At 44.1% G+C, this 23,677-nt stretch carries 16 protein-coding genes, 1 tRNA gene and 3 pseudogenes; 13 read left to right on the forward strand and 7 right to left on the reverse strand.

Annotated features, from left to right (window positions below):
• Positions 1-56: 56 nt before the first annotated feature.
• Together hemC and hemA are read right to left on the reverse strand one after the other, a co-directional pair.
• Positions 57-959 carry a hydroxymethylbilane synthase gene (gene hemC, locus V3V99_09100; GenBank protein MEE9442811.1) on the reverse strand — a complete coding sequence of 301 codons (903 nt, stop codon included), beginning with the start codon at positions 957-959 and terminating at the stop codon, positions 57-59.
• The gene (hemA, locus tag V3V99_09105) at positions 960-2,282 is read right to left on the reverse strand and encodes a glutamyl-tRNA reductase (GenBank protein MEE9442812.1); all 1,323 of its coding nucleotides are present in this window, start codon (positions 2,280-2,282) and stop codon (positions 960-962) included. It abuts the gene before it with no gap.
• 404 nt (positions 2,283-2,686) lie between these two features.
• Here hemA and V3V99_09110 point away from each other — a divergent pair.
• Positions 2,687-2,758 (forward strand) — tRNA-Glu (locus tag V3V99_09110).
• A gap of 68 nt (positions 2,759-2,826) precedes the next feature.
• On the opposite strand, the gene V3V99_09115 is transcribed toward V3V99_09110, so the two are convergent.
• Together V3V99_09115 and V3V99_09120 are read right to left on the reverse strand one after the other, a co-directional pair.
• A complete protein-coding gene (locus tag V3V99_09115) occupies positions 2,827-3,417 on the reverse strand; it encodes a dockerin type I repeat-containing protein (protein ID MEE9442813.1) in 591 nt (196 codons plus the stop codon).
• Positions 3,414-5,504 carry a hypothetical protein gene (locus V3V99_09120; GenBank protein ID MEE9442814.1) on the reverse strand — a complete coding sequence of 697 codons (2,091 nt, stop codon included), beginning with the start codon at positions 5,502-5,504 and terminating at the stop codon, positions 3,414-3,416. Before V3V99_09120 ends, V3V99_09115 begins: the two co-directional genes overlap by 4 nt.
• 673 nt (positions 5,505-6,177) lie before the next feature.
• On the opposite strand from V3V99_09120, the pseudogene V3V99_09125 reads away from it, so the two are divergent.
• Positions 6,178-7,079, forward strand: a pseudogene (locus V3V99_09125) (IS481 family transposase).
• 22 nt (positions 7,080-7,101) lie between these two features.
• On the opposite strand, the gene V3V99_09130 reads toward V3V99_09125, so the two are convergent.
• Both V3V99_09130 and V3V99_09135 read right to left on the reverse strand, forming a co-directional pair.
• Positions 7,102-8,589, reverse strand: a complete 1,488-nt coding sequence (locus tag V3V99_09130; GenBank protein MEE9442815.1) for a glycosyltransferase family 39 protein — start codon at positions 8,587-8,589, stop codon at positions 7,102-7,104.
• A 67-nt stretch (positions 8,590-8,656) separates the two neighbouring features.
• A pseudogene (locus V3V99_09135) lies at positions 8,657-8,908 on the reverse strand (integrase core domain-containing protein).
• A gap of 68 nt (positions 8,909-8,976) precedes the next feature.
• Here V3V99_09135 and V3V99_09140 point away from each other — a divergent pair.
• The 4 genes and pseudogenes from V3V99_09140 to V3V99_09155 all read left to right on the forward strand — a co-directional run bounded on the left by V3V99_09140 (position 8,977) and on the right by V3V99_09155 (position 14,361).
• Positions 8,977-9,975 (forward strand): annotated as a pseudogene (locus V3V99_09140) (IS3 family transposase).
• A 335-nt stretch (positions 9,976-10,310) separates the two neighbouring features.
• On the forward strand, positions 10,311-10,994 hold the full coding sequence (locus tag V3V99_09145; protein MEE9442816.1) for a DUF4956 domain-containing protein: 684 nt from the start codon (positions 10,311-10,313) through the stop codon (positions 10,992-10,994).
• Positions 10,995-13,637, forward strand: coding sequence for a CotH kinase family protein (locus V3V99_09150; GenBank protein MEE9442817.1), 2,643 nt, complete (start codon positions 10,995-10,997; stop codon positions 13,635-13,637). It begins immediately after the preceding gene.
• Positions 13,618-14,361, forward strand: coding sequence for a VTC domain-containing protein (locus V3V99_09155; protein ID MEE9442818.1), 744 nt, complete (start codon positions 13,618-13,620; stop codon positions 14,359-14,361). The genes V3V99_09150 and V3V99_09155 overlap by 20 nt, the downstream gene beginning before the upstream one ends.
• 24 nt (positions 14,362-14,385) lie before the next feature.
• Here the strand turns inward: V3V99_09155 and V3V99_09160 are convergent, their stop codons facing one another.
• Positions 14,386-15,324: a metallophosphoesterase gene (locus V3V99_09160; protein MEE9442819.1), complete on the reverse strand. Its 939-nt coding sequence runs from the start codon at positions 15,322-15,324 to the stop codon at positions 14,386-14,388.
• 604 nt (positions 15,325-15,928) lie between these two features.
• On the opposite strand from V3V99_09160, the gene V3V99_09165 reads away from it, so the two are divergent.
• The 7 genes from V3V99_09165 (at position 15,929) to V3V99_09195 (ending at position 23,619) form a co-directional block, all read left to right on the forward strand.
• Entirely contained in the window at positions 15,929-16,777 is an 849-nt protein-coding gene (locus V3V99_09165; GenBank protein ID MEE9442820.1) for a DUF4388 domain-containing protein, read from the forward strand.
• A gap of 56 nt (positions 16,778-16,833) precedes the next feature.
• Entirely contained in the window at positions 16,834-17,400 is a 567-nt protein-coding gene (locus V3V99_09170) for a hypothetical protein (GenBank protein ID MEE9442821.1), read from the forward strand.
• 12 nt (positions 17,401-17,412) lie between these two features.
• Positions 17,413-17,685 (forward strand): hypothetical protein, encoded by a 273-nt coding sequence (locus V3V99_09175; GenBank protein ID MEE9442822.1) that lies wholly within the window; start codon positions 17,413-17,415, stop codon positions 17,683-17,685.
• Positions 17,686-17,850: 165 nt separating this feature from the next.
• Entirely contained in the window at positions 17,851-20,376 is a 2,526-nt protein-coding gene (locus V3V99_09180; GenBank protein ID MEE9442823.1) for a TIGR03960 family B12-binding radical SAM protein, read from the forward strand.
• Positions 20,377-20,476: 100 nt separating this feature from the next.
• Positions 20,477-21,847, forward strand: coding sequence for a 16S rRNA (cytosine(967)-C(5))-methyltransferase RsmB (gene rsmB, locus V3V99_09185; protein MEE9442824.1), 1,371 nt, complete (start codon positions 20,477-20,479; stop codon positions 21,845-21,847).
• Between the two features lie 71 nt (positions 21,848-21,918).
• Positions 21,919-22,692, forward strand: coding sequence for a PASTA domain-containing protein (locus tag V3V99_09190; GenBank protein ID MEE9442825.1), 774 nt, complete (start codon positions 21,919-21,921; stop codon positions 22,690-22,692).
• A gap of 69 nt (positions 22,693-22,761) precedes the next feature.
• Positions 22,762-23,619: a TIGR00730 family Rossman fold protein gene (locus tag V3V99_09195; protein ID MEE9442826.1), complete on the forward strand. Its 858-nt coding sequence runs from the start codon at positions 22,762-22,764 to the stop codon at positions 23,617-23,619.
• Positions 23,620-23,677 lie beyond the last annotated feature (58 nt).

The following is a 23,677-nucleotide window of genomic DNA, read 5'->3' on the forward strand; positions in this document are numbered from 1 at the left end:
ATTTTCCTCCGGCCCCAATTATCCTTTATTTGTATACGCTCTAAAATACGGTCATTTTAGGCTTTTAATAAACGATATGCTTCTTCAATCATTGCGGCTATATCGCTTCCCGATACATCGGCTCGATTCAATCCTGCCCATTTTTGATTTTCTTCCAGTCCATAAACCGCGCACAACCGATAATTATTGCTTTCAATCCGGGAAAAAGCGCCCAAAGGAAGCTGACACCCTCCCTCCATTCGCTTCATTAAACCCCGTTCCAGATCGGTCTGAATGCGAGCCGTTGTATCATTCAATTGCGACACAATATCGATAACCGGCTTATCGCCGGTGCGGGTCTGGAGCCCAAGCATTCCCTGAGCCGGGGCCGGCAGAAAAAATTCCTCATCCAGAAGTTCCAGATGCAAATCGGACAGGTTTAGTTCGAGTCTTTTAATTCCGGCGTGGGCAATAATGATCGCGTCATAAAGTTCCTCGCGTAGTTTGCCCACCCGGGTCGGGATATTTCCGCGCAAATCCTTCATTTGCAAATCAGGCTGGATATGAGCGATTTGACACAACCGCCGAACCGAAGAACTGCCGATTATTCCTCCCGATTTCACTTTTAGCGGATTATCCGGAGAAAACGATTCTTTTCTGATGAGTAACGCTTCGCGATTATCTTCACGAAACCCAACCGCGGTCAGAGCCAACCCTTCCGGCATAACCGTCTGCAAATCCTTCAGAGAGTGTACCGCCAGATCGACGTCTTTATTGAGCAGAGCATCCTCAAGCTCTTTGGTAAAAAATCCCTTACCTTCCATCTTACTGAAAGACAGATTGGTGATCTTATCGCCCTGCGTCTTAATAATTTTCAGGATTACGGGAAGCTCGGTAATGCTTTCCAATCGGCTCTTGATAAAATTGGCCTGCCACAGGGCCAGATCAGAACCCCGGGTACCAATCCTTATTTCCCGCACCTACGCTCCTTTACGAAATGTCTCAACATGAACAAATTGTCCATGCTGAGCGGGCATTAATTCGGCGCCGGTGTCAGAATCACTCCTCGAGGATATTCTATCGGCCATTGTCCGGGCCGGTAGAAAGGTCGAATAACTTACCAATTTATTTACCAGATGGGTAATCCGATCCCGGTCTGACTCCTCAAGGTGAGACAAATTCTTATTGAATAGATTTTCCAGACCTTTTTCGGCGTACTCTCTGGCTAGCTGATACGATAAATTGAAAACCGGTTTCAACTCATTTTCAATCAAACTCTGATGATATCGAATCACCTCGGTAGAAATAATGGCACGCGCCTTATCCACATCACGGAACCGCTGTTTCCGATTTTGTTCCGAAATTGTCTTTAAGGTCGAAATATTATAAATTTTGGGCCGATTATCAACAGATTTTTCCAGGTCAATATCAACATCACAGGGAATCGCCAAATCTACAAAAAGTAATTCATTGTTATGAGTCAAGAGATTTTCCGTGGAAGTCCTGGTAAAAATCGGATCGGTGCTCGAAGTAGCCGTACAGATAATTCGTACGTCGGGCGGACTATTCAAAAAGTCATTAAGCGAGATTGCCCGCCCGCCGTACTTTTCTACAAACGATTGCGCGTTGTTAACCGTGCGATTAACAAATACCAAATCGCTGACTTCATTATCGATTAAAAAGCCAGCCAGCTTGCGAGACATTTCACCGACGCCTACCAAAGCCACGGGCACATTGCCCTCTTTTTCAACTATATCTTTTATAAGGGAAGTAACTAACGACACCATCGAAACCGATTTTTTGCCCATCTCGGTTTCGGTACGAATTTTCCTGGCAACCCGGAACGCTTGTTGAAATATCCGCCCCAGGCTATCTCCGGCCAAATTATTCTCCAACGCATAGAAATAAGCATTTTTAACCTGACCCAAAATCTGAGACTCACCGATTACTAAGGAATCAATTGCGCTGGCGACGGAGAATAAATGGCGAACCGCCTCGAGACCAAATTTGCAGTATAAATCATTGGGAGAAATACTTTGGCTGCCTTTGCTCTGGGAAAAGAAATCAAGTATTCTATTGCGAACCTCATTGACTCCGGCTAAATTTGAGGTAGTAAAAACAAATTCAACTCTATTACAGGTCGCCAAATAAACCAGTTCGTCAATTCCGGCCAGTTTTTTAAGGTCATTCAGCTTTTCATCTCTGTTTTTAGGGTCTATTGTCAACTCCCCCATAAGCTTAACGCTCTGGGCTCCACATCCCTCGGTGCAAATGCTAACTCCGACAACTCCAATAAACTGCATTAAATCGCCCTCAAAGTCTGCAATACCTGTTTCATGGCAGAAAGTTATGATTTTCGGGATCAATATTGTCATGAATTTGTCACATTCTTGGGTATTTGGGGACTTTTTTAAGAAAAATTATGGCTCGCCTGGGAAAATTCTATCAGCTTAAGTCATTTGGAGATAGAAGGTTCTCAAACGAGACGGTTTTAATCGAATATTCGATTGTCCCGCAACATCTTAGTCATCCGAATTTTAAACTCAATCCCAAATATTGTCATTAGATTTTAAGACAAGATTATTGACATTAACCAAAATGACCGTATATTTGAATACCCTCCGATGTGGTTAGATGTGGTTAATGGTGTGTGAACTCCACAAAGGAAGGTCACGCCCGGGCTTTAAAGTCCGGGCAAAAAATTTACGGCGGTATCGTCTAGTGGTTAGGACGGGTGGTTCTCAGCCATCAAACCGGGGTTCGATTCCCCGTACCGCTGCTTTTTTGGCAAAAGGCTGGAAGAGATTCCGGCCTTTTGATTTATCAAATGAACTCAGATTACCGTAATCACGGACAGCACGGCTCCCTCGGTGGATCGCCGCCTTTAAAAACGTGGTTTATCAAATAGACAGCGTCGCCGACATTTACTCCGTCGTCATCATTTGCATCGCCGCTACATACCGGATCGGGTGCGGGACCACCTTTGAAAACATGATTTATAATGAATACTGCGTCGCCAACGTTGACATAGTCATCGCCATTGGCATCACCACATATATAGGGAGCCGGAGATTCTCCAGACTCCTTCCAAAAACCGTGGTTGAGGTCATAGCTGGTCGATGAGCCAAAGCCGACGGCGGTCTGCCCGGCGGTGCCGATGAGGGTGTAGGTTGTAGACGTGCTTTTTCCACTGCCTGATGAAATCACCTGCCATTTGATCTGCTCGCCGGACTCTGGTTCTGTCGGAGATAGCAGAGGAGTCGATGGCTGAATCTTGTCCTGAGTAGTCGGCTGCGCCGTATCCTTGATCTTTTTGACAGTGGTTACTTTAACTCTTATAGGCTCCTTAGATTTATCTCCGGCCACGGAATCTGCGACCGCCACCGGAAACACAAAGGCCGCCACCGTTACGATATTTATATAAAATTGCCTCTTCATTTCGCTCCCTCCAGAGAGCCCAGTGGTGCCTCACCAGGCTGACCTTTCGACACAGCTGGCTGATATGCCATGGCCGGTCTTATCACCTGATAATCCTCATGGCCTTTCCTGACAGCCATGACAATAAAGTCAAAATCGTAAGTACCCTCTCCGTTACTGAGTTCGCGGACAACAAATCGATCAGGGCTTTTTTCCACCACTGCCAGTCCTCTGGATTCAGCAGAAAGGGGCGTAAGCTGAATCGTGATTCCCTCAGACACCGCAACAGCCCCGAAATGTTCAGGAAGAGTGACTTTCGCTATTCCATTTTCCAGATGCCCGGTTCCTCGCACATAGGCGGCTGCCTCCGGGCCTTCGGGGCAAGCATACCTGATATCAGTTCCTGGCTGGTCGGGATTCGCCACACGGAAACCCTTGACTTGGGCTTCGATCTCACCAAAGCCGTCACCATTCACAAACAGGCGTGCCAGAGGTTCTCCGAGGTCATTTATTATACTTATTTCCCCGTTGCCAATATCATCCACAAACATGTTTGCCCGAGGAAACCCATCGGCACCTCCTACAGATATAAAACCATGGTCAGGGTTATCCCGAAGGTCGCTCAACAGTATATTAAGATTGCCGTTCGGGCCGAACGTCGCCATTGCGCCGCCGCCCGCTTCCCCGTCTGCAATTCCGCAAATCATTCTACCGGTCGCCGGATCAAACGTTTGAATACTGCCTCCTCCATCCTGCGTAGGAGATATCAGACAAAGATTGTCTCCGTCGGCATTAGTTTGCAGGATATTCCCTTGAACAGTAAGCTGTTCCGGGGTAATTGCGGTGCCGATACCTACACCTCCCGAAGCCTGTATCAGGAACTGGAAGTCACCGGTCGAAGCGAAACCAAGCGGGTCCATGTCTGACCATACGAAGGTTCCATTATGAATCGCTCGGGCGTTTTGGCCTGCGGCAAAAGAATACGATCCAGCTGCAGTATTGTTCTCCCCCCCGGGGACTGTGCTGCCCGTGCCGCTGGCGGTGTTGTTACCCCCGCCGCCGACGGTACTCGCAAAGCCGTTGGCTGTGTTCCACCCCCCGCCGGCGACTGTACACGAATCATTACTGGCAATATTGTGACCGCCGCCACCGACAGTGCTGGCAGGGCCGCTGGCGGTGTTTTCAGATCCGCCGCCGACAAATCCGTGGTCAAGGATTACAGTATTCCCCTCCCCCCCCGCGATGGAGCCACCATTGCCAGCGACAAGATTTCTTCTGCCCCCACCGATGGCAGAATAGTCGCCCTCTGCCGTGTTTCCATTCTCGAATTCCCCTCCACCACCGCTGATAACAGAGCTTTCACCCACGGCGTCGTTTCCGGCGCCGCCGCCAACAGTACTGGCAGGGCCGCTGGCGGTGTTTTCAGATCCGCCGCCGACAAACCCTTGGTCAAGGGTTACGGTATTCCACTCGCCCCCCGCGATGGAGCCACCATTGCCAGCGACAAGATTTCTTCTGCCTCCGCCGATGGCGGAATGGTCGCCCTCTACGGTATTGTGTGATCCGCCAGCAATTGTCGACCAATTGCCGGTCACGATGTTGCGGTTACCGGCGACGAAGGCAAAACCGCCCGTATTAGTATGGCCCGGGCCAATGGTGGCCTTGCCGGATACACCGGTTACAGTAAGGTCGCCTTGAATTGATACGTCGCTGGATATGATGCCGCCTGCGGCGCCATCAACAGTGGCGACCCGGTGCGCATAGGGGGCAGAGGTCAGTCGCGTTCGGGGTATTAGTTCATCGGGGTCGGGGAGGACGCGAATGCCAAGCCAACGATCAGGCCCGTCAAACTCAGCATCCGATATGGGATTCAATATACCCAGGATGACGTTGAATCCCCCGTTGTCGTCCGGGTCGATAATCCGCTCTTGAGCCCAGCACTCATCGGCGTCTGGCGTCGGGAGAGTCCAAATGGTAAACACCACGTTGACCGGGTCAATCACCGGTTCGCCGTTGGCGGCCGCCAAGAAGCCCTGGAAGTTGATGAGCTGCGGCACCTCAGCCGTGATGAACGACGCCATGACCAGAATAGCCAGCAGGATTAGCAAAATGTTAATTTTTCGCATGATTACCCCCTGTAGGGAATTAGAGATTAAATTGTTGATTTCTGAGAACCTTGCTATCAGTCCGTGAAAATATCCTCTATCTGCAGGACACCTGGATGATTTATGCTGTACTTAGGAAGAACCCTAAAAATATAAAATAATATTCCTGCAATTGATTATATCCCTTTTATGTAACATTGTCAACCTATTTCTTGATATTTCACTGACGGCGGAAAAGCCGTCTCGGTGTGCGTCGTATTGGCCATACGAGGGTCTAATTTGTGTCCAGATTAAGGCAAAATGGGAAAATCACTGAAATCACTATTTGCTCGGAATATTCTCAGGGTGTATATATGTGGCCAACCAATTTGCAATGGATTAAGCTGATTCCCGAAGCCTTCTGGCTGTTGGCGGGCGGTAAATATTTATTGGAATCGAAAAGTGTAATAATGTTACATTTCCCCGTACCGCTGCCAAACATTAGGGACGCGGGGAGTTCAAGACCACAAAAAAGTTCTAATTCCTCGCGTACCTCATAGATGATTTGATCTGACACTTTAGAGTAGCCTACTGCAAACGGTTCGCCCGCTATTTGCTTCAAAATGCGCTTCTATTTGGAATTAGATTCAGAGTAAAAATATGGAGGTCGTATTAGGTAACAAAAGCACAACGAGATATTGGCCGGAAGCTTCGGATACTAAATCATGCTAAGGAAACAGGAAATGTTTCAAAAACTTGCCGTTATTTTGGTATATCTCATGAGATTTTTTACCAGTGGAGAAGGTATTGCGAGAAGTACGGTGAAGAGAGCTTAATAAATAGTAAGCCATGTCCTCAGAATCCGAAATTACGATTTGCCTCTGAAATTGAGAAAAAAATTATTTATCTTCGCAGGAAATATCATTTGGGTCGGCTTTGCATATCTTGGTTTCTGGATCGTTATCATGGGATCAAGGTTTCCCCCGGCGGTGTTCGAGGAGTATTACAGCGAAATGGATTAAATCGCTTGCCCAGGAACATTAAACCTCGGACAGTTCAGACCCATCGCTACGAAAAACAGGTTTCCGGTCATCACTCCAAGTCGGTGTGAAGTTTCCTAAATTTGAAGACAGAGAAGGCAAAAAGATTCGCCGTTTTCAATATACAGCCATTGATGATGCCACTCGTATAAGAGCCTTAAAGATATATAGCCGACACATACAGAAAAATGCTATAAAATTTGTTAATTATGTGATTGACAAATTTCCCTTCCGAATTCATACTGTTCGTACTGACAACGGCCATGAATTTCATGCAAAATTCCACTGGCACTTGGCGGATTTATGGATTCGGCATGTTTATATTAAACCACGAACGCCTCGGCTTAATGGAAAAGTTGAACGATCTCACGGAACCGATGAAGTCGAATTTTATCAGCTTTTAGAATATACTGGTGATGTTGATCTTAATGAAAAATTGAAACAATGGGAAGATTACTATAACTTCAATAGACCACATTGTGCATTAAAAGGAAAATCCCCATATAAGGTGCTGAAAGAAAAAATAGATAATCAAAAATCTCTGTCAAACGAGGTTTAGCACATCACAGATGAGCAATGATTCAGGGAAAATTGCAGCGCAGCTGGGTGTTATAGTACTCGGCTCTTTTTCCCGACACACCGCCAACAGATATATATACAACGATTCCGTCCGCCTCGAGGAATGAACTGAGGTGGAGTCCTTTTGCTTCTTCACCTGTGAGTCTGTTCATTGATTCGACAAATAGATATGCAAAACGCATGTCGGAACGTAGAAGCAATGCGGCTTCCTCTATGCTACTCAACTGCTTGATATCTGACCGCCAATACCAGGCTGTATTGGCAACATAATTCCAACGAGGATTGCCGGGGTGAACAAATATGCCGTAGCGAGTAGGGTGATCCCGGAGCAACGATTGAAGCGACTCACGGGCATTGTAGATTTCGGGCGCGCGAACCGTGTGAATCCGTACACCGGCAGCAGTTACTCCCACACCGAGCGAGAGCCATACTATCGCAAATCCTACGGTCAGCCACTGCACGTGGTTTTTCTTAAGTAAATAATACAGAGGGAGTGCAATCACAGGGGCCGATAGGGCATAAGCAGGACAGAAGTAATGATGGTACAGCACGGTCGCAGCGGATGAGAACAGGAAAAACACAATGAGGGTTATGGCTGCCGGAAACAGAAGTATGACTTTCTTTCGCACCATCATGTACATACCGACTGGAAGCAACACGATAAACGGCAGATACAACTGGGCAAAGCGATATGTGAAAAACCACCAGCCAGAACCGGTTTGCCCATCACTTCGGATCCAGTGATTCCAGATCTGGTGAAAGAAGTAGCTTCGGAGAAACACGCCGCCAGCGTAGATCTGATCCATAACGAGGTAGACAGAGACGAGAAGGATAGCTATTCCGGGAATGCACCAGAATCGATATGATCTTAGCCAATCCCTCCTTATAAAGAGCGCAATGGCCACTAAGGTGGCCCAAACAGGAGCTGAAACCACTCCCTTTGAGAGGAAAGCACAACCGAGGGCCACACCGGCGATGATGTGTGGTTTCCACCGCAGATTTGAGTTCTGCATCCGGGCGATACCCCACAGGACCACGAGCATGAAAAAACTCAACGGAACGTCGAGCAGGCCGGAGTTTCCGTTTTGGATGAAGTTGTAGGTCAACAGCAACACCAATCCCGATAGAAATCCGTATGATTTACCGCCTATTTCCTTTCCCAGAGAAAAAGCTGCGATGATCGCGCCGAGTGTGCACAGGGCACCGAAAAGTCGGGCTGTACTATCGTTGGCGCCTAACGCGGAAAATACTACTGCATTGGCCCACATTACAAGAGGTGGATGGGTTACAAAGTCGTTGAGGTAGAAATCGGTGTATGTGGGATTGAACCAACGTCCTTCATCAACCATATTGCGAGCAATGACTGAGTATGTAGCGGAATCAAAATTCATTCCGGGTTGTGCAAAGCCGAGACAGAGATAGAGGACAGTCCCCAGAATAAGAACCAAAGCCGGATGAGAGGCGATCTTATCTTTACCGAGATTTCCCATATAGGTGTTTAGAAACCACGATTCACATCTTTCATTATGCCAAATTTACTTAAATCTTCTTTAATTGTCAACGGGCAAAACCTGAACCGAAAAGTTTCCTCTGTTTCATGGTTCGTTTTTTAATTCGATCCCTTTCCTTCAGTATTCGCACCGCCTGGCCAGTATAGACATCGGCCGGGGTCACATTATCCAGCGATTCGTGATATCGCTAATAATTGTAATATTCTACAAAGGATTCAATCTGGGCTTTCAGATCATCCGGTGGATAATAGTTGTCCAACAGCAGGATGTTTTTCATCGACCGATGATAGCGCTCGATTGACCCTCCCCCGGGTTTAGTGGCCACGGAGAAAGGATAGTGTTATGATTCTTTCAGGAGGTGTTCAGATGTCGGAGAATGGGAATCGTGGCCACTATGATCGGGTTTTCAAAGTTGAAGCAGTTGGTTTAATTGTTGAAGATGGCCGCACAGCGACCGAAGTCGCCTGTCATCCTGGCATTCACGTCAATCTGATTTATCTTTGGAAGAAACAATTGGCTGAAGATTCTGAAGAAGCATTTCCGGGTCTTGGTAAGTTGAGAGCATCCGATGCGGAACTTCGTCGATTGTAACGTGAGCTTACCGATGTCAAAGAAGAGCGCGATATCTTAAAAAAAGCCTTGGCCATTTTCTCGAAGAAGCCTCGATGAAGTATCAATTTATAGAGGATCGCCGCTCTGAATCGAGAGTAACGAAGATGTGCCGGGCTATGCGAGTATTGAGGAGCGGTTATTATGATTGGCGAGGTTGCTGTGAGAGTAGGCGGTCGATAGATAATCGTGTTTTGTTGACTCATATTCGGATCGTTCATAAACAGAGTCGAGCGACCTATGGATCGCCTCGCATGAGGGTAAAATTAAATGAGTCGGGTCTCGCCTGTGGTGAGATTCGAGTTGCTCGATTGATGCGAGAGAACGGGATACGGGCCAAGAGGATGGGGAAGTTTCGTGCCACGACTAATTCTAAGCATAGTTATCCGTCAATCCCGAATCTTCTAAACCGTCGTTTTGAAGTTACAACTCCCAATACGGTCTGGGTTTCGGACATCACCTGACAGCGATCGAGGCCGTCAGTACGCCTCGGACAACTATCAGAAATTGCTGAAAGAGAATCGCATAACCCGCAGTATGAGTCGCCGGGGCGATTGTTGGGACAATGCCCCGAGGGATTCATTCTTTGGGACTTTGAAGACGGAACTGATCTATCATGAATAATTTATCAATAGAGAGGATGCCAGATTGAAAATATTTGATTATATTGAGATGTTTTATAACCGTCAACGCCGCCATTCGAGCCTGGGCTATAAAAGCCCGGTTGATTTCGAAAGGGCGGCTACCCTAACTTAACTGAATGTCCACTAAACCGGGGGAAGTGTCAGAATCCATGTGCCTTTGATTCGATGCCAGTTTTGGCAATCCTCTCGATATTAGTTTTCGTTTCGATATTTTCTTATTCGTTTTGGTTTAGGTGTAGCGGACTCTGAGGAATATTTATTTTCTTGTTGACGTGGATTATTTGAGAGACTACAATTTTACGAAAGGTTGTTGTTTAATCCAAGGCTAAGGTTGTAATCACGTATTTACCAGGATAATGCTCATAGCGAAAGTGATAAAGCAAACTATTGGAAGCTTTTCGCATCAATGCCAAGGTTTAATTTACTGTCGTATGAGGAGATACGGGCATGAATAAATTTGACTCATTTCAGCAATTTTTATCGACGCAATCTATCGAAATAGAAATACTGGGATTCATATTTAATATAATCCTGGCCGGTATTCTGGCGTTAATTCTCGGATATTTGTACCAGCGTTATGGCACATCTTTATCCAATCGCAATATGTTCGCCCGCAATTTTCTGATGATAACAATGACAACGATGGTAATAATCACTATTGTCAAATCATCCTTGGCATTATCGCTCGGATTGGTCGGAGCGTTATCAATCGTTAGATTCAGAGCCGCAATTAAAGAACCGGAAGAATTGGCATATCTGTTCCTGGCGATAGCGGTAGGCTTGGGGCTTGGAGCCGACCAGCGCAAGATTACAATCATAGCATTCATCCTGATTGGGCTCAGTATAATTATAACTCGGAAATCGCGCAAAAGGATAGATGGAAACAGCATCTATTTAACCGTAACATCAACCGGTGAGAAGAAACTGGAATTGAAACAGATCATTGATATATTATCAAAATACTGCAAAGGAATAGATCTCAAACGTTCCGACGAAAACAAGGAATTAACCGAAGCCTCATTTGTAGTTGAATCTGAAGGTTATGATCAGCTTGGAAAAGCCCGCGATGAGCTTTATGGGCTAAACGATAAAATCCAGATTACTCTTATGGATAACAAAGGTCTGGCATAAATGAAACTCAAAGAACCGCATCCACGAGGCGGCTGGGTTTCCTCTCTATTTGGATATGCAAAAACATTTCCACGTTCTCTGAAACTTCTAATTCTAATAGGTATCCATATAGTAGTTCTATTGGGCGTCGGTTTGTCAGGCGCATACTACGGTATGATGTTATTTAAGCGAGGTGATGCGCATAATTTAGATCATATTGTCGAAAATATTATGCAAACCCGGATCGGAGTGATTGGCAATTATATCAAGGGCCTGTCGTCGCATCCCGATTATATTCAGATCGATATAAAGTTTAAGGACTTTCAAAAACTTGTTTATGACAGAGCCGTGGCTCTTGAAAAACAGATATTAATATCAAGCTCCGATAATTTTGTCCCTGCGGAAATACGTTATGGGGATGATATTTACCGTGCCAAAATCCGACTCAAAGGCGATTGGACCAAGGACAACCTTCAGGGTGATAAATGGTCGTATCGGGTAAAAATTAGAGGCGATAGCGCCCTTTTTGGAATGAAGCAGTTTTCTCTGCATCATCCCCGCGCACGGGATTATGTCTATGAGTGGCTTTTTCAAAAAGCGCTGGCACGAGAAAAAATCGTCAATCTCAGATATAAATTCGTCAGGGTTTCGCTCAACGGAAAAGATGTCGGCATTTATGCCCTCGAAGAACATTTTGAAAAAAGATTGATTGAGCATACCGAGAATCGGGAAGGTCCGATAATTAAATTCAATGAAAATCTCTTCTGGCAGGATCTGCAGGCTCACTGGCATATCGGAGGGAGCACCGGACTTAGTTCACTCAATGCGGCCAATATTGATATGTTTAAAAGCAATACTATCTTAAATGATCCGATCTTATCCAAACAATTTTTCCTGGGGCATTCTCTTTTGGAAAAATTTCGCCATGGAGAACTTCCAGCCAGAGAAGTTTTTGACATACCAAAGACGGCGATGCATCGCGCGTTGATTGATCTGATGGGTGGAGGGCACGCCCTGTCATGGCATAACCTGAGATTTTATTATAATCCGATTACATCCCGTTTGGAACCGATCGGTTTTGACAATGATGCTGGAAATCCGATTTCACATCTGACCTCTACCCATAACTTTCTTGGCGGCCCGTTAAATGATATCGAGCGAAAAATCTTTGCGGATGCCGAAATCTTCCGTGAATACGTAAAAGTGTTGGAGAAGATTTCGCAAAAAGAATATCTCGATTCGCTTTTGACGGAAGTTGATGATGACCTTCAGGAAAACCTGAGAATTATATACAGCGAATTTCCTTATTTTCATTATTCCGAGAGAATACTATATAATAACCAGCAAGTAATTCAAGCGGCTCTACGGCCAACCAAAGCGATCCATGCTTATCTAAATTCAAAAAAAGGAACTGAATTGGATCTTGAAATCGGCAATATTCAACTCCTTCCAGTTGAAATTCGTTATTTGTCAAGATTCGGCCAAAAGATTGCGGAACCTTCCGGCAATACAATCTTCGCCGCAATGGTTAAATCAAAACCGGCGGAATTTCAAAATTTAATATTCAAATTACAGGATAATCTTGAATGGACCGATTCGACTATCAATGAAATATATCTCAATTATTCAATATTAGGCTCCAGTCGAATCGATTCAATTTCGATTTTTAGCTGGAAACGGATCAATAATGGTCTATTAAATAGCAATATCATGCATGAAAAACCAAACCCGAATGGATTTGAATTTCTTGATCTGAATCGCGAGAACAAAACAATTATTGTTCGTCACGGAAATTGGAAAATAGATCGAAATATGATTATCCCGCCAGATTACAAATTGATTTGTTTGGGCGGGACGACTCTGAATCTTATAAATGACGCCGCTATTCTTTCTTATTCGCCTCTCTATTTTACTGGCGAGCCGGGTAATCCTGTAAAGATAATTTCGGCAGACTCTACCGGTCAGGGGCTAATCATAGTCAACGCGGATTCTGTATCTGTTCTGGAGTATGTAATATTTGATAATCTTTCTAATCCGGCGCAGGGCGGGTGGGCGGTTTCCGGAGCGGTCAATTTCTTTGAGTCTCCGGTTGAAATGAGAAACTGTATTTTGCAAAATAATCAATGTGAAGATTATCTCAATATTATTCGGACTGAATTTGTACTCGAAAACTTGCTGTTCAAAAACAGCTTTAGTGATGCTTTTGACGGTGATTTTGTTAAAGGGACCGCACGATTTCTACATTTTGAAAATTGCGGCAATGATGCTCTTGATGTGTCAGGTTCTATAATAAAGCTAACTGATATTACTATCGATGGGGCCGGTGATAAGGGGATATCGGCCGGTGAGAACAGCCAGATTGAAGCTTATAAGACAATAATCGAGAATGCTGAAATTGCTGTTGCGTCAAAGGATATGTCGAGTATCGCAATGAGTGATTTGGATATAATCCAATGCCGAGTCGGATTTGCGGTTTATCAAAAAAAGCCGGAATTTGGTCCTGGTACGATAACCGTTGATAGGCTGAACTCAGATAGAGTTGTCATTCCATATCTGGTTGAAGATTTATCAAAATTGATTATTGATAATACTTCTGTTACATCGGATCAAACGCAGGTTAAAGAAATGTTATATGGCGTTGAATATGGAAAAAGCAGTAAATAAGGAAAAACGTACCTTTGTGGGAAATATCGCTACGGTACATAATTTTCTAAATTTAGACAGTGCTCGATTTGAGAGAAAGTTCTACATCTCTTCATTAACAAAGCATGAAATATGCGCCCTCGTACGACTTAACTCCGTCATGTTTAAAGAAGTCTTTTATGAGCGCACCGTTAATAATATCTATCTTGATTCTTATAGTCTTCATAACTATCGGGAGAATGTAATCGGTTCGCAATCGCGCCTGAAGGTTCGCATCCGATGGTATGGCGAGACTTTTGGCTTGGCCGAAAAGCCAACCCTCGAATTAAAAATAAAGGAAGGATTAGTGGGGTGGAAAGATTCTTACCGCCTGAAATCTTTCTTAATCGAATCGGGATTTGATTATTGCACAATTATCGACTTGATTAAAAGTTCAGATATCCCCGATAGATTAAAACTATTTGTCGGGCTGCTCGAACCGGCATTGCTAAATAGTTATCAGAGGAAATATTATCTTTCGACGGACGGCAAATTCCGGATAACGATTGACACTGATATGTCCTTCACCAAAATAGGTATATTTAATAATTGTTTTGTAAACCGGTCACAAAATTATACAGATACCATATTGGAGTTGAAATATGAACCTGAATATGACAGCATGGCTCATGAAATTACCCGGTTCTTTCCATTCCGCATAACCAAAAGTTCTAAATATGTCAGCGGTATTGACACGCTTAAGTAATTGTCCTTATTCATAAATGTCAAATTAATTAAGAAGGATGACGTCGACATAAACATATTTCTCGTTTACATCGACGATTAAAAAATTGTCTCTATATCCACCCCCCATTCCTGATGCAAAAAACGAAACATTTTTGTGTTTTGTAAAAAACAGTTCATTTCCTTTCGGGTGTGCACCAACATCCCCGGCAAACATATACACTTTATTATTAAGGCTGGAAAACAGCGGAAAGACTTCATCCCAAAAATTAGTGTTTTGTGACCGTCCATTCAAAGAATTGGGCTTAATACTCGCAAAATTCAGCCTTTTAATGTCCCACCATATAAGTTGATGAGAAAATACGAAAATATTTGTCACCTGATTTTGATTTATCTCCAAAGTACTCTTCAAGAAGTCTAATTGCTTCCCGGAAATATTCCATCCATCAAGGTTTGGGTCAAGGACTATGAAAAGATCCCCGTTATATAAAAACGAAAAATATGTCTTTCCGAATCGTTGTTGAAACAGGTCGCGCTGCGGATTTGACATACCCAATTTTACATCATGATTTCCCGGAGCTATATATGTCTTGATTCCTAATAGAGCTATATCCTTTTCCACCAAATCCCATGCGTCATTGTTTGCCGATCTAACAACATCGCCAGTTAAAAAGCCGAAGCTCATTGATTCATGATTCCTGATTAGATCAAATTTTTCAACAAAAGGTTCATATAACCCCTTAGCATCGATCCATGATGCCGGGGTTCCGTAAGTATGCCCGGCGACATAAAAAGAATACCGATGATTTCCCATGGTTTTTGTCTCATCTATTGGTTTACCATAATTACCCGTCAGAGTATTTTTATGAATACGCTCGACTGTGTTTTTAAATTTCCTATTATAGGATGAGCCCAGAATGAAATTCTGAGATAAATTCTTTGTATGGATAATGACCTCAAAAGGGAATACCTTAAAATGCCCCACATATACGCCATATGCAAAAACGCAGAAAAGAATAATCAAATATAGAAAAGATTTTAACAGTAATCGAATATTCAATAACCTGAATTTATTCAGATATTTAGAAGCGTTAAACAATCAAAACCTTTCCATGGTATGTTGCCGGACAAACCGAAAACGGTGATACCTTAAATTAAGACGCACTTTATCTAATGGCAATAGTTTTTTATTTTGTATTCTCTTTTCTACTGTTTTATGGTTCGCCTGCAAATTCGATTTCTTTCATCCAATATTCTCACGACACGACTTGTGAAAATCAGCTTATCTTTATATAGACAGAACACCCTACATCCTCTTTGAGATTATCCCCAACCCTTCAGCGACAGAAGCCGCTCCTTCGACGTTTTCTGATTGATAAAAGACAAATTATGTCTAACTACTCGTGTCCAAATTGTCTAACGACATATAGTCGCTAAATTTGAAATCTATCGCACGAATAAAGATGGATGCTCAATTAACAAAACAGGACATTTGTATTTGGCCTTGACAATAAAATTGAATACCATTGACAATTGCCCGAGAAATTTTATATTGTTAGGTTATCAAATTTTGGGATGGAAATTAATATATGGATTTGGATTTACAGGGAAATATTGAACGGTTTACTCTTCCTGAGATTTTTCAGTTGGTGTTGACCAGCCGCAAGACCGGTACGCTGGGTATCCAGCGCGATGATGATATCGTCATGGTATATTTCAAAAATGGTTCGGTAATATACGGTTACGGTCCTCGCAAAACCTATCATGTGGGGCGAATGCTGGTTGAAAACGGTAGATTGACCTCGGGACAACTGGATGAGGCTATCTCGATTCAGGCTAATGAAAAATCTTCGGGTCGCCGACTTGGCCAGATATTAATTGAAAAAAGCTATATTGATCGGGCTGATCTTGAACATGTGGTACGAAATCAGGTCGAGGAATTAATCTATTCACTAATGGCCTGGGATCAAGGGTCATTTAAATTTTACGAAAATCAATTCCCTACCGAAGAGGAAATCACGGTCAATCTATCCACGGAAAATATCGTTCTGGAAGGAATGCGCCGGCTCGATGAGATAACACGAGTTAAGGAATTTTTACCTGATTTTTCGGTAGTTTTTGCCCTGTCGCCTTCGGAGCATGATCAGAAGCGGGAAGTCACACTGGAGCCGAACGAGTGGAATATCCTGGCTTTAATTGACGGCCATCGCAATATAAATGATATTATCGCGGTTTCTTCGCTGGATTCGTATCATGTGCTAAAAACCGTGGCGACATTGAAACTAGCGGGATTAATATGTCCGGTTCAGAATCCATCTAAAAGATCAGATCGGCTTGAAGGCATGGTCGATCGCCTCAGTCAATTGATTGAAGATTATCTGACCGATAAAATGGAACGAACATTCGATTCCCGTCTGGGAACCGGAGAGAAATCTTGAGCCATATTCAGGCAATAGACAAATTGGAGCGCCAAGTCTCACGGTTATTGGATGATATGATCACCCAAAAATCACCGCAGATTGATTTTTTAATTGGGTTGAACCAGCTGGATGATATTTATAGCGAATGTCGCCGGGGAACTTTGAATGAAGAAAAACTAACGAGATTTTTATCCGAGAAAAAGGGTTGGCTGGAAACGATTCAATCCTTACCCTCTCAACAATCGCAGGCCGCTAGACTTCTGAGCGGACTGTATAACGAACTGATTTATTACGATGACGCAAGTTATCAAAAGCTCGCGGAAGAGCTGAAAATCTGGATTAAATCGCTGGGTCAGGGATCATTCAAATTAACGCTTAAAAAAGGCGAGGAGAAAGTTCCTTTGACTGATCAGTACCAATTAATGCTCCGCCGAGAAGTATTGGAAATGGATAACCTGATTGAAAAGCATGGCCATTTGCTAACCTGTCTTAACGATATTATAAAATCAGCAGAATCAAAAACCGATTCGGTTTATCTCCACATGGCCGCCTCGGTTATATATTTCCTTCAAATGGAAGGGTATAAAGTCGATCCTTACGTAAAAAAATTGAAAGAAATTAAAACCCGAACGTCGGGATAAGCGTATAGAATTATGCTGAGTTTTGAGGAAAAAGCTTACTGCCGAGCTCTTGGAGCTTTGCGCAATAAAGATTATATTTCTGCCGATAAAGAATTTGAGGCCAGCGGAAATAATTTTTCCGGCAGTCAAGGGTTGAAAATTATAAAAGAAGCCACTAAATTAATGGCCGTTTTGAGAATTGAGAAATTAAAACTTGAGAAAACTGAAATCGCGATAGAGGAGAATTTGAGTCATGGCGAAAAAGCAGTCATTTGCGGACAAAATAAACAAGAAAAAACAGGTTAATGTTTGCCCCATCTGCCAAAACGAAATCAGCTACATAAAGCTGGTGCGCGCGCAGAAGAAAGAAGGCAATTGGAGATTTTCCAATAAACCTGTCGGGGTTTGCAAATGTAACGAAGCCGAAATTTACGGCTAACTCGAACCCCGGCCAAGCCGGGGTTTTTTCTTATGCTGAGAGAAGAACTCGAGAGAAAATTCTTCCCCTTTGTGGAAAAACCCGCCCGTTATATTGGCTGTGAAATCGGGCAAATAAAAAAAGATCCATTAGACAAATTTCAGATTGTCCTGGCCTATCCCGACATGTATGAAGTCGGGATGTCATATCTGGGCGGTCAAATTCTGTATCATCTTTTCAATAGGCGTGACGATGTTCTTTGCGAACGGGTTTACGCTCCTGCACCAGACGCCAGCGATCTAATGCGCCGGGAAAATATCCCTCTTTTCTCTCTTGAAACTCATCGTCCGATAAGTCAATTCGATCTGATCGGTTTCAGCCTGTCTTATGAAATGGTCTATACCAATGTATTGGCGATGCTGGATTTGGCTGGAATTCCTTTATTGGCGCGCGACAGGAATGACAGTCATCCGTTAATCGCCGCTGGGGGACCGATTTGCTTTAATCCTGAGCCGATGGCAGATTTTTTCGATTTCATTTATATCGGTGAAGTCGAAGAGCAAATACCTGGGCTTTTAGATATTTCAATATCAAGTATGGGTCAATCTCGACAGGATCGCCTGCGGCAACTAGCCGGATTGAAGTCGATATATGTTCCTTCATTTTACGATGCTGAAACTTTACGGCCAACCGTTGACGGAATTCCCGAAAAAATTATTTCAAGTCATGTCAGCGAATTAAAAACCGAATATTATCCCGAACTGCCCCTCATGCCGCTGACTGAGACGACTCATGATCGGATCGCGATAGAGATTATGCGGGGTTGTCCTCAGGGTTGCCGTTTTTGTCAGGCAGGCAAAATCTATAAGCCGGTTCGGGTTCGCAAATCGTCGAAAATAAAGGAACAGGTGATAAAGAATATCGCTGTTACCGGCTACAATGAAGTCGGATTGTTATCGTTATCCAGCACCGATTATCCCGGGATTGAGAATTTGACTGTCTCGTTGTCGGCCGAACTTGAAAAACACAGAGTATCGGTCTCTTTTCCTTCATTAAGGCCCGCCAGCTTTAATGAGAAAATGGCCGATGCCGCAAGTAAATCTCATAAAACCGGTTTGACGTTTGCTCCCGAAGTCGGAAGCGAAAGGATGCGCCGGGTAATCAATAAAAACATCAAGGAAGACGATTTGCTAAACGCCTGCCAGATCGCTTTCGAAAGGGGCTGGCAACTGGTAAAGCTCTATTTTATGATAGGGCTGCCGATGGAAACCGATGATGATATTTATGGTATCATGGATTTGATAATGAAAGTCGTCCGGCTGGGGCGAAAATTCAAGGGACAAAAAAGAATAAATGTCACAATATCCCCATTCTCTCCCAAATCGCATACTCCATATCAATGGGATGAAATTTGTACTCCCGAGGAAATTAAAAGAAAGCAGGAAATGATCGGGCGGGGCATTCAGGCAAGAGAGGTAAATCTCAAATTTAGAAATCCGCAACTTTCATATCTTGAGGGAGTTATTGGCCGCGGCGATCGAAAGCTCGGGAAAGTTATTCTTGAAGCCTATAAGAATGGCGCTCGTTTTGACGGCTGGTCGGAATATTTCAGACCCGAAGTCTGGCATGCCGCCTTTGAAAGCCAAAATTTGAAGATAAGCGATTATGCTCGAGCTTTGATTTTTTCGGCCAAGCTCCCCTGGGATCATATTGACCGAGGGCAATCGAAAGAGAAACTCCAGAAGGAACGTTCTAAATCATCGGCAGATGCCATTAAGGTTCTTGAAGCCGGGGATAATATGGAATCTTTCGCGGTTAAAGAAAACGAGTCCAACATGTTTGGCCGCCGCAAACGCAAGATTACGGTGGCGGCGTCCGTAGTCAGTCCCGCCAGGGGCAAACTAAGGATCAAATGGGGTAAAAAAGGTTTAGTCCGGTTTCTTTCGCATCTCGAAAATAACAGAGTATTTGAGCGGGCGATTCGAAGGGCCCGGCTCCCGGTTGTATATAGTCAGGGTTTTCATCCTCATCAGAAATTGTCTTTCGGCCCGCCTTTGCCTCTTGGTTATAGTTCCGATGAGGAGTATCTGGATATTCAAACGGAAGGAAGCTGCCTTAAGGCTCATCTGGATGCGTTATCGCATACTTTACCGGAAGGTTTTTTTATCCGGGAATATAAACAAATTTTTTCGAAAGCCCCCGCCATCTCGACGCTATTAAATCGAGCTACTTATCAAATAAGCGGGGATTTTGGAGATCCTGGTCCTTTGGGGTCAGCAATTGAGAAATTGCTGGAACGGGATTCGATTATCGCCTTACGAACAACCAAAGATGGTGGAAAAGAAGTTGAGATAAGACCGGCAATCTACCGTCTGGAATTAAATGATTTATTGCCGAATGCCGTTATTGAAATGGAATTGGGACTCGGTCAGGGCGGATACACCAAACCCAGCGAAGTGCTTGAATCGATATTCCTTTTTGACGCGGCTCAAATGTCGTCGTTTCATTTCCACCGGGCGAAGATGGGTTACGTAAATGAAGAAGAAACATACCTTGACCCGATTAGCGCATTACTGTAATTTGGCATTAACAAATAAAAGAATAGACCGATAAATTGAAAGAGCACCTTAGTTTAAGCAGCAACTCCGGCCTTTTGAGTCGGGACAAAATGGAGACATTTTGACGAACCCCCAAGGTAAAAAAGGTAAGAAATATGATCCCGTCAGGGCAGCATGTATTCATGCCCTGGCCCTGGTCTTCGATAAGGGATGGCACAGCGATAACGCTATCAATAATGTAATCGAAGAATTGGATTTTACCGATCTTGACCGCCGCTTCCTAAAGCAACTCTGTCATGGCGTAATAAAAATGAAAAGGCGGCTTGATTTTACCTATTCATTTTTCCTTCAACGGCCCAACGCCCGACTCGATAATGTTACCAGAAACATTCTTTGCCTCGGATTGTATCAATTGATTTACACCGATCGTATTCCGCCCGGAGCGGCGGTTTCTGAATCGGTAAACCTTGCGAGGGGATTGGTACATCAATCGCGAGGCGCCTTTGTTAATGCTGTTTTAAGGAATTATCTGCGCTCTCCGGAAAAAGTGGTCTTCCCTGATCGTCGTGAATTTCCGGTCGAGTATCTGGCGAATTTCTACAGCTATCCCGATTGGTTCGTTGAATATTGTATCAATGAATTTGGGATGACGCGCGCCGAAAAGGTGTTGCACCAGGGTAATCAACCGCCTCGGTTGACCTATCGCGTCAACGGGCTCAATTTCAGTTCAGAAAATCTTATCGAGCTATTCGAGAAAAACAATATTCACTATATCCGGGGAACTTACCTTGAGGATTATTTTTATATTCATCAGCGGGGCATTCCTCTGGAAAATGAATTAATTGAACAGGGGCGGGTTTATATTCAAGATGAATCGGCCGGATTTCCCGTGAGACTTTTAAATCCTCAGCCGGATGATAAGATTATAGATTTTTGCTCGGCTCCGGGCGGGAAAGCGACATATGCCGCGCTCCTGATGAATAATCGGGGTAGAATAACGGCGGTCGATATTAATTTCAATCGATTAGAGACGCTACTGACTAATGCCAAAAAACTTGGCGTGACCAATATAATTCCGGTTGTGTGCGATGTTTTTGACTTCAAAGGACCGACCTGCAATAGAGTTCTCATTGATGTCCCTTGCAGCGGCTGGGGCGTCGTGGGCAAGCATAGCGATCTGAGATGGATGAAGGATCGCGGCGATTCGTTGAAGCTGGCGGATTTACAGGCGCGGATGCTCAGGCATGCCGCCAATCTTGTCGCTCCGGGTGGAATTCTGGTTTATTCAACCTGCACTATTATACGCTATGAAAATGATTCCATCATCGAAGAATTTCTATTGGAAAGGCGCGACTTTACGGTCGATGTTCCCAGTCGAATCATACCGCCTAAATTAGTCAATGAACGAGGTTTCACGAAAACTTATCCCGCTATCGAAAATTTGGACGGCGCTTTTTGTGTCAGACTCAAGAAAAGACTTGGCACGACTTAAAAAAATCTCTAACATGTTTTTTTGGTATAATTAATGTATGACAATTCAATTGTGAGGCATTGTAATCCATTATGTCGATAAAATCACATCTGGAAAGAAAGATACTCTGGACAACAACTAAATGGGGAAGAATCACGATAAGGGTGATAGCGACGCTTGTAATTCTTTATATTTTATTTTTAATCGTTAATTCAATTGTTATGCCGATAGTCACTCGTCACGGCAATGAATTTTCGTTGCCTAACGTCGAAGGAATGACGGTCGTCGAAGCCGAACCGATATTAATGGAAGCTGATATATCTTTGCAAATCACATCCGAGGAATATCATCCCGATAAACCAACCGGGACGATACTTTCGCAATTCCCTTCCGGAGGCACCTTGGTGAAGGCGGGACGAATCGTGAAAGTTGTCGTTTCGTTGGGTCAGAAGGCGGTCGAAGTCCCCGAACTGCGGGGTTTTTCTGTACGGCAGGCTAAACTAAATCTTGAGGCGGAAGGTTTTGTTCTAGGTGATATTGAATGGACCAGCACCGATTCATTGCCTGAAAAAGTAGTCGTATTCTCGTTTCCAGCTTCGGGCAAAAAGATACCTTATGGCAGCGAAGTTAATCTTATGGTCAATCAAGGATCCTATCAACGGACAGTATTCGTACCCCGCCTAATCGGATTATCGCTCGATGAGGCAACTATGCGCCTTGAGGAAAAAGGATTGGCGGTGGGATTAATTACTCGGATTGTCAATGAAAACTACTTGCCTGAAACTGTTCTGGAACAATCCGAGGATCCTGGCACCGAACTTTTACCCGGCGAAGAGGTTGACTTAGTCGTCTCCAGTACCGATTAAGAAGATATGGGGCTGGAACGTAAATTCAAGTAAGCTGAAAAATTATCTAATTAAGGAAGCGACCCAATAATGACAACCAAAAAGAAAAACGGAAAAAATAAATGGTGGAAGGCAGAACCTTCTTATCGACTGGCATTTGAGGATTCGGATTTTTTAATGCTCGACGAACTTCGGCCGGTTCGCCTGCAATTGGAATTAGCTAAGACTGAGTTGTCTCTTCGTGAGCATAATATTCGTTCAACAATTGTCGTATTTGGCGGAACACGGATTGCTGAGCCGAAAGAATGCGATAAATATATCAAAAAGATTGAAGGGCGGCTTAAGAAGAAACCTCGCGATCCACAACTTTTAAAAGAGCTGGCAATCGCCCGGCGCGTGGAAGCCAAATCAGGATTTTATGATGAAGCCCGCCGGTTTGCCGAGTTGGTTTCGCGCGAATCCCAGAATTCGCATGGGGCTGATTTTGTGGTCGTAACCGGGGGCGGGCCGGGTATTATGGAAGCCGCCAATCGGGGCGCCCGCGACTGCGGCGCCAAATCAATAGGTTTGAATATTACCCTGCCGATGGAGCAAAGACCCAATGAATATATAACTCCCGAATTGTGTTTCCAATTCCGGTATTTTGCCGTCCGGAAAATGCATTTTCTTATGCGGGCAAAAGCCCTTGTTGCCTTCCCCGGCGGCTATGGAACACTTGATGAATTATTTGAAGCCCTGACACTGGTTCAGACGGATAAGACCAAGCGCATCCCTATTATATTATTCGGTAAAGATTTTTGGGCGCAACTGATTAATTTTGATTTTCTCGTAAATGAAGGCACTATTGATTCTCATGATCTCGATCTTTTCCGTTATGCGTCAACAGCGGAAGAGGCCTGGCAGATGATTCAGGATTATCATGAAGAACCAAGGGGCTGGAAGTTATAGTTTTTAATATCCTGAAAACTTAATCGATAGATAAATCCCTCAGGGCTTTTGCCCTGAG

This window comes from Candidatus Zixiibacteriota bacterium (assembly GCA_036480375.1).
Lineage (GTDB): Bacteria > Zixibacteria > MSB-5A5 > GN15 > JAAZOE01 > JAZGGI01.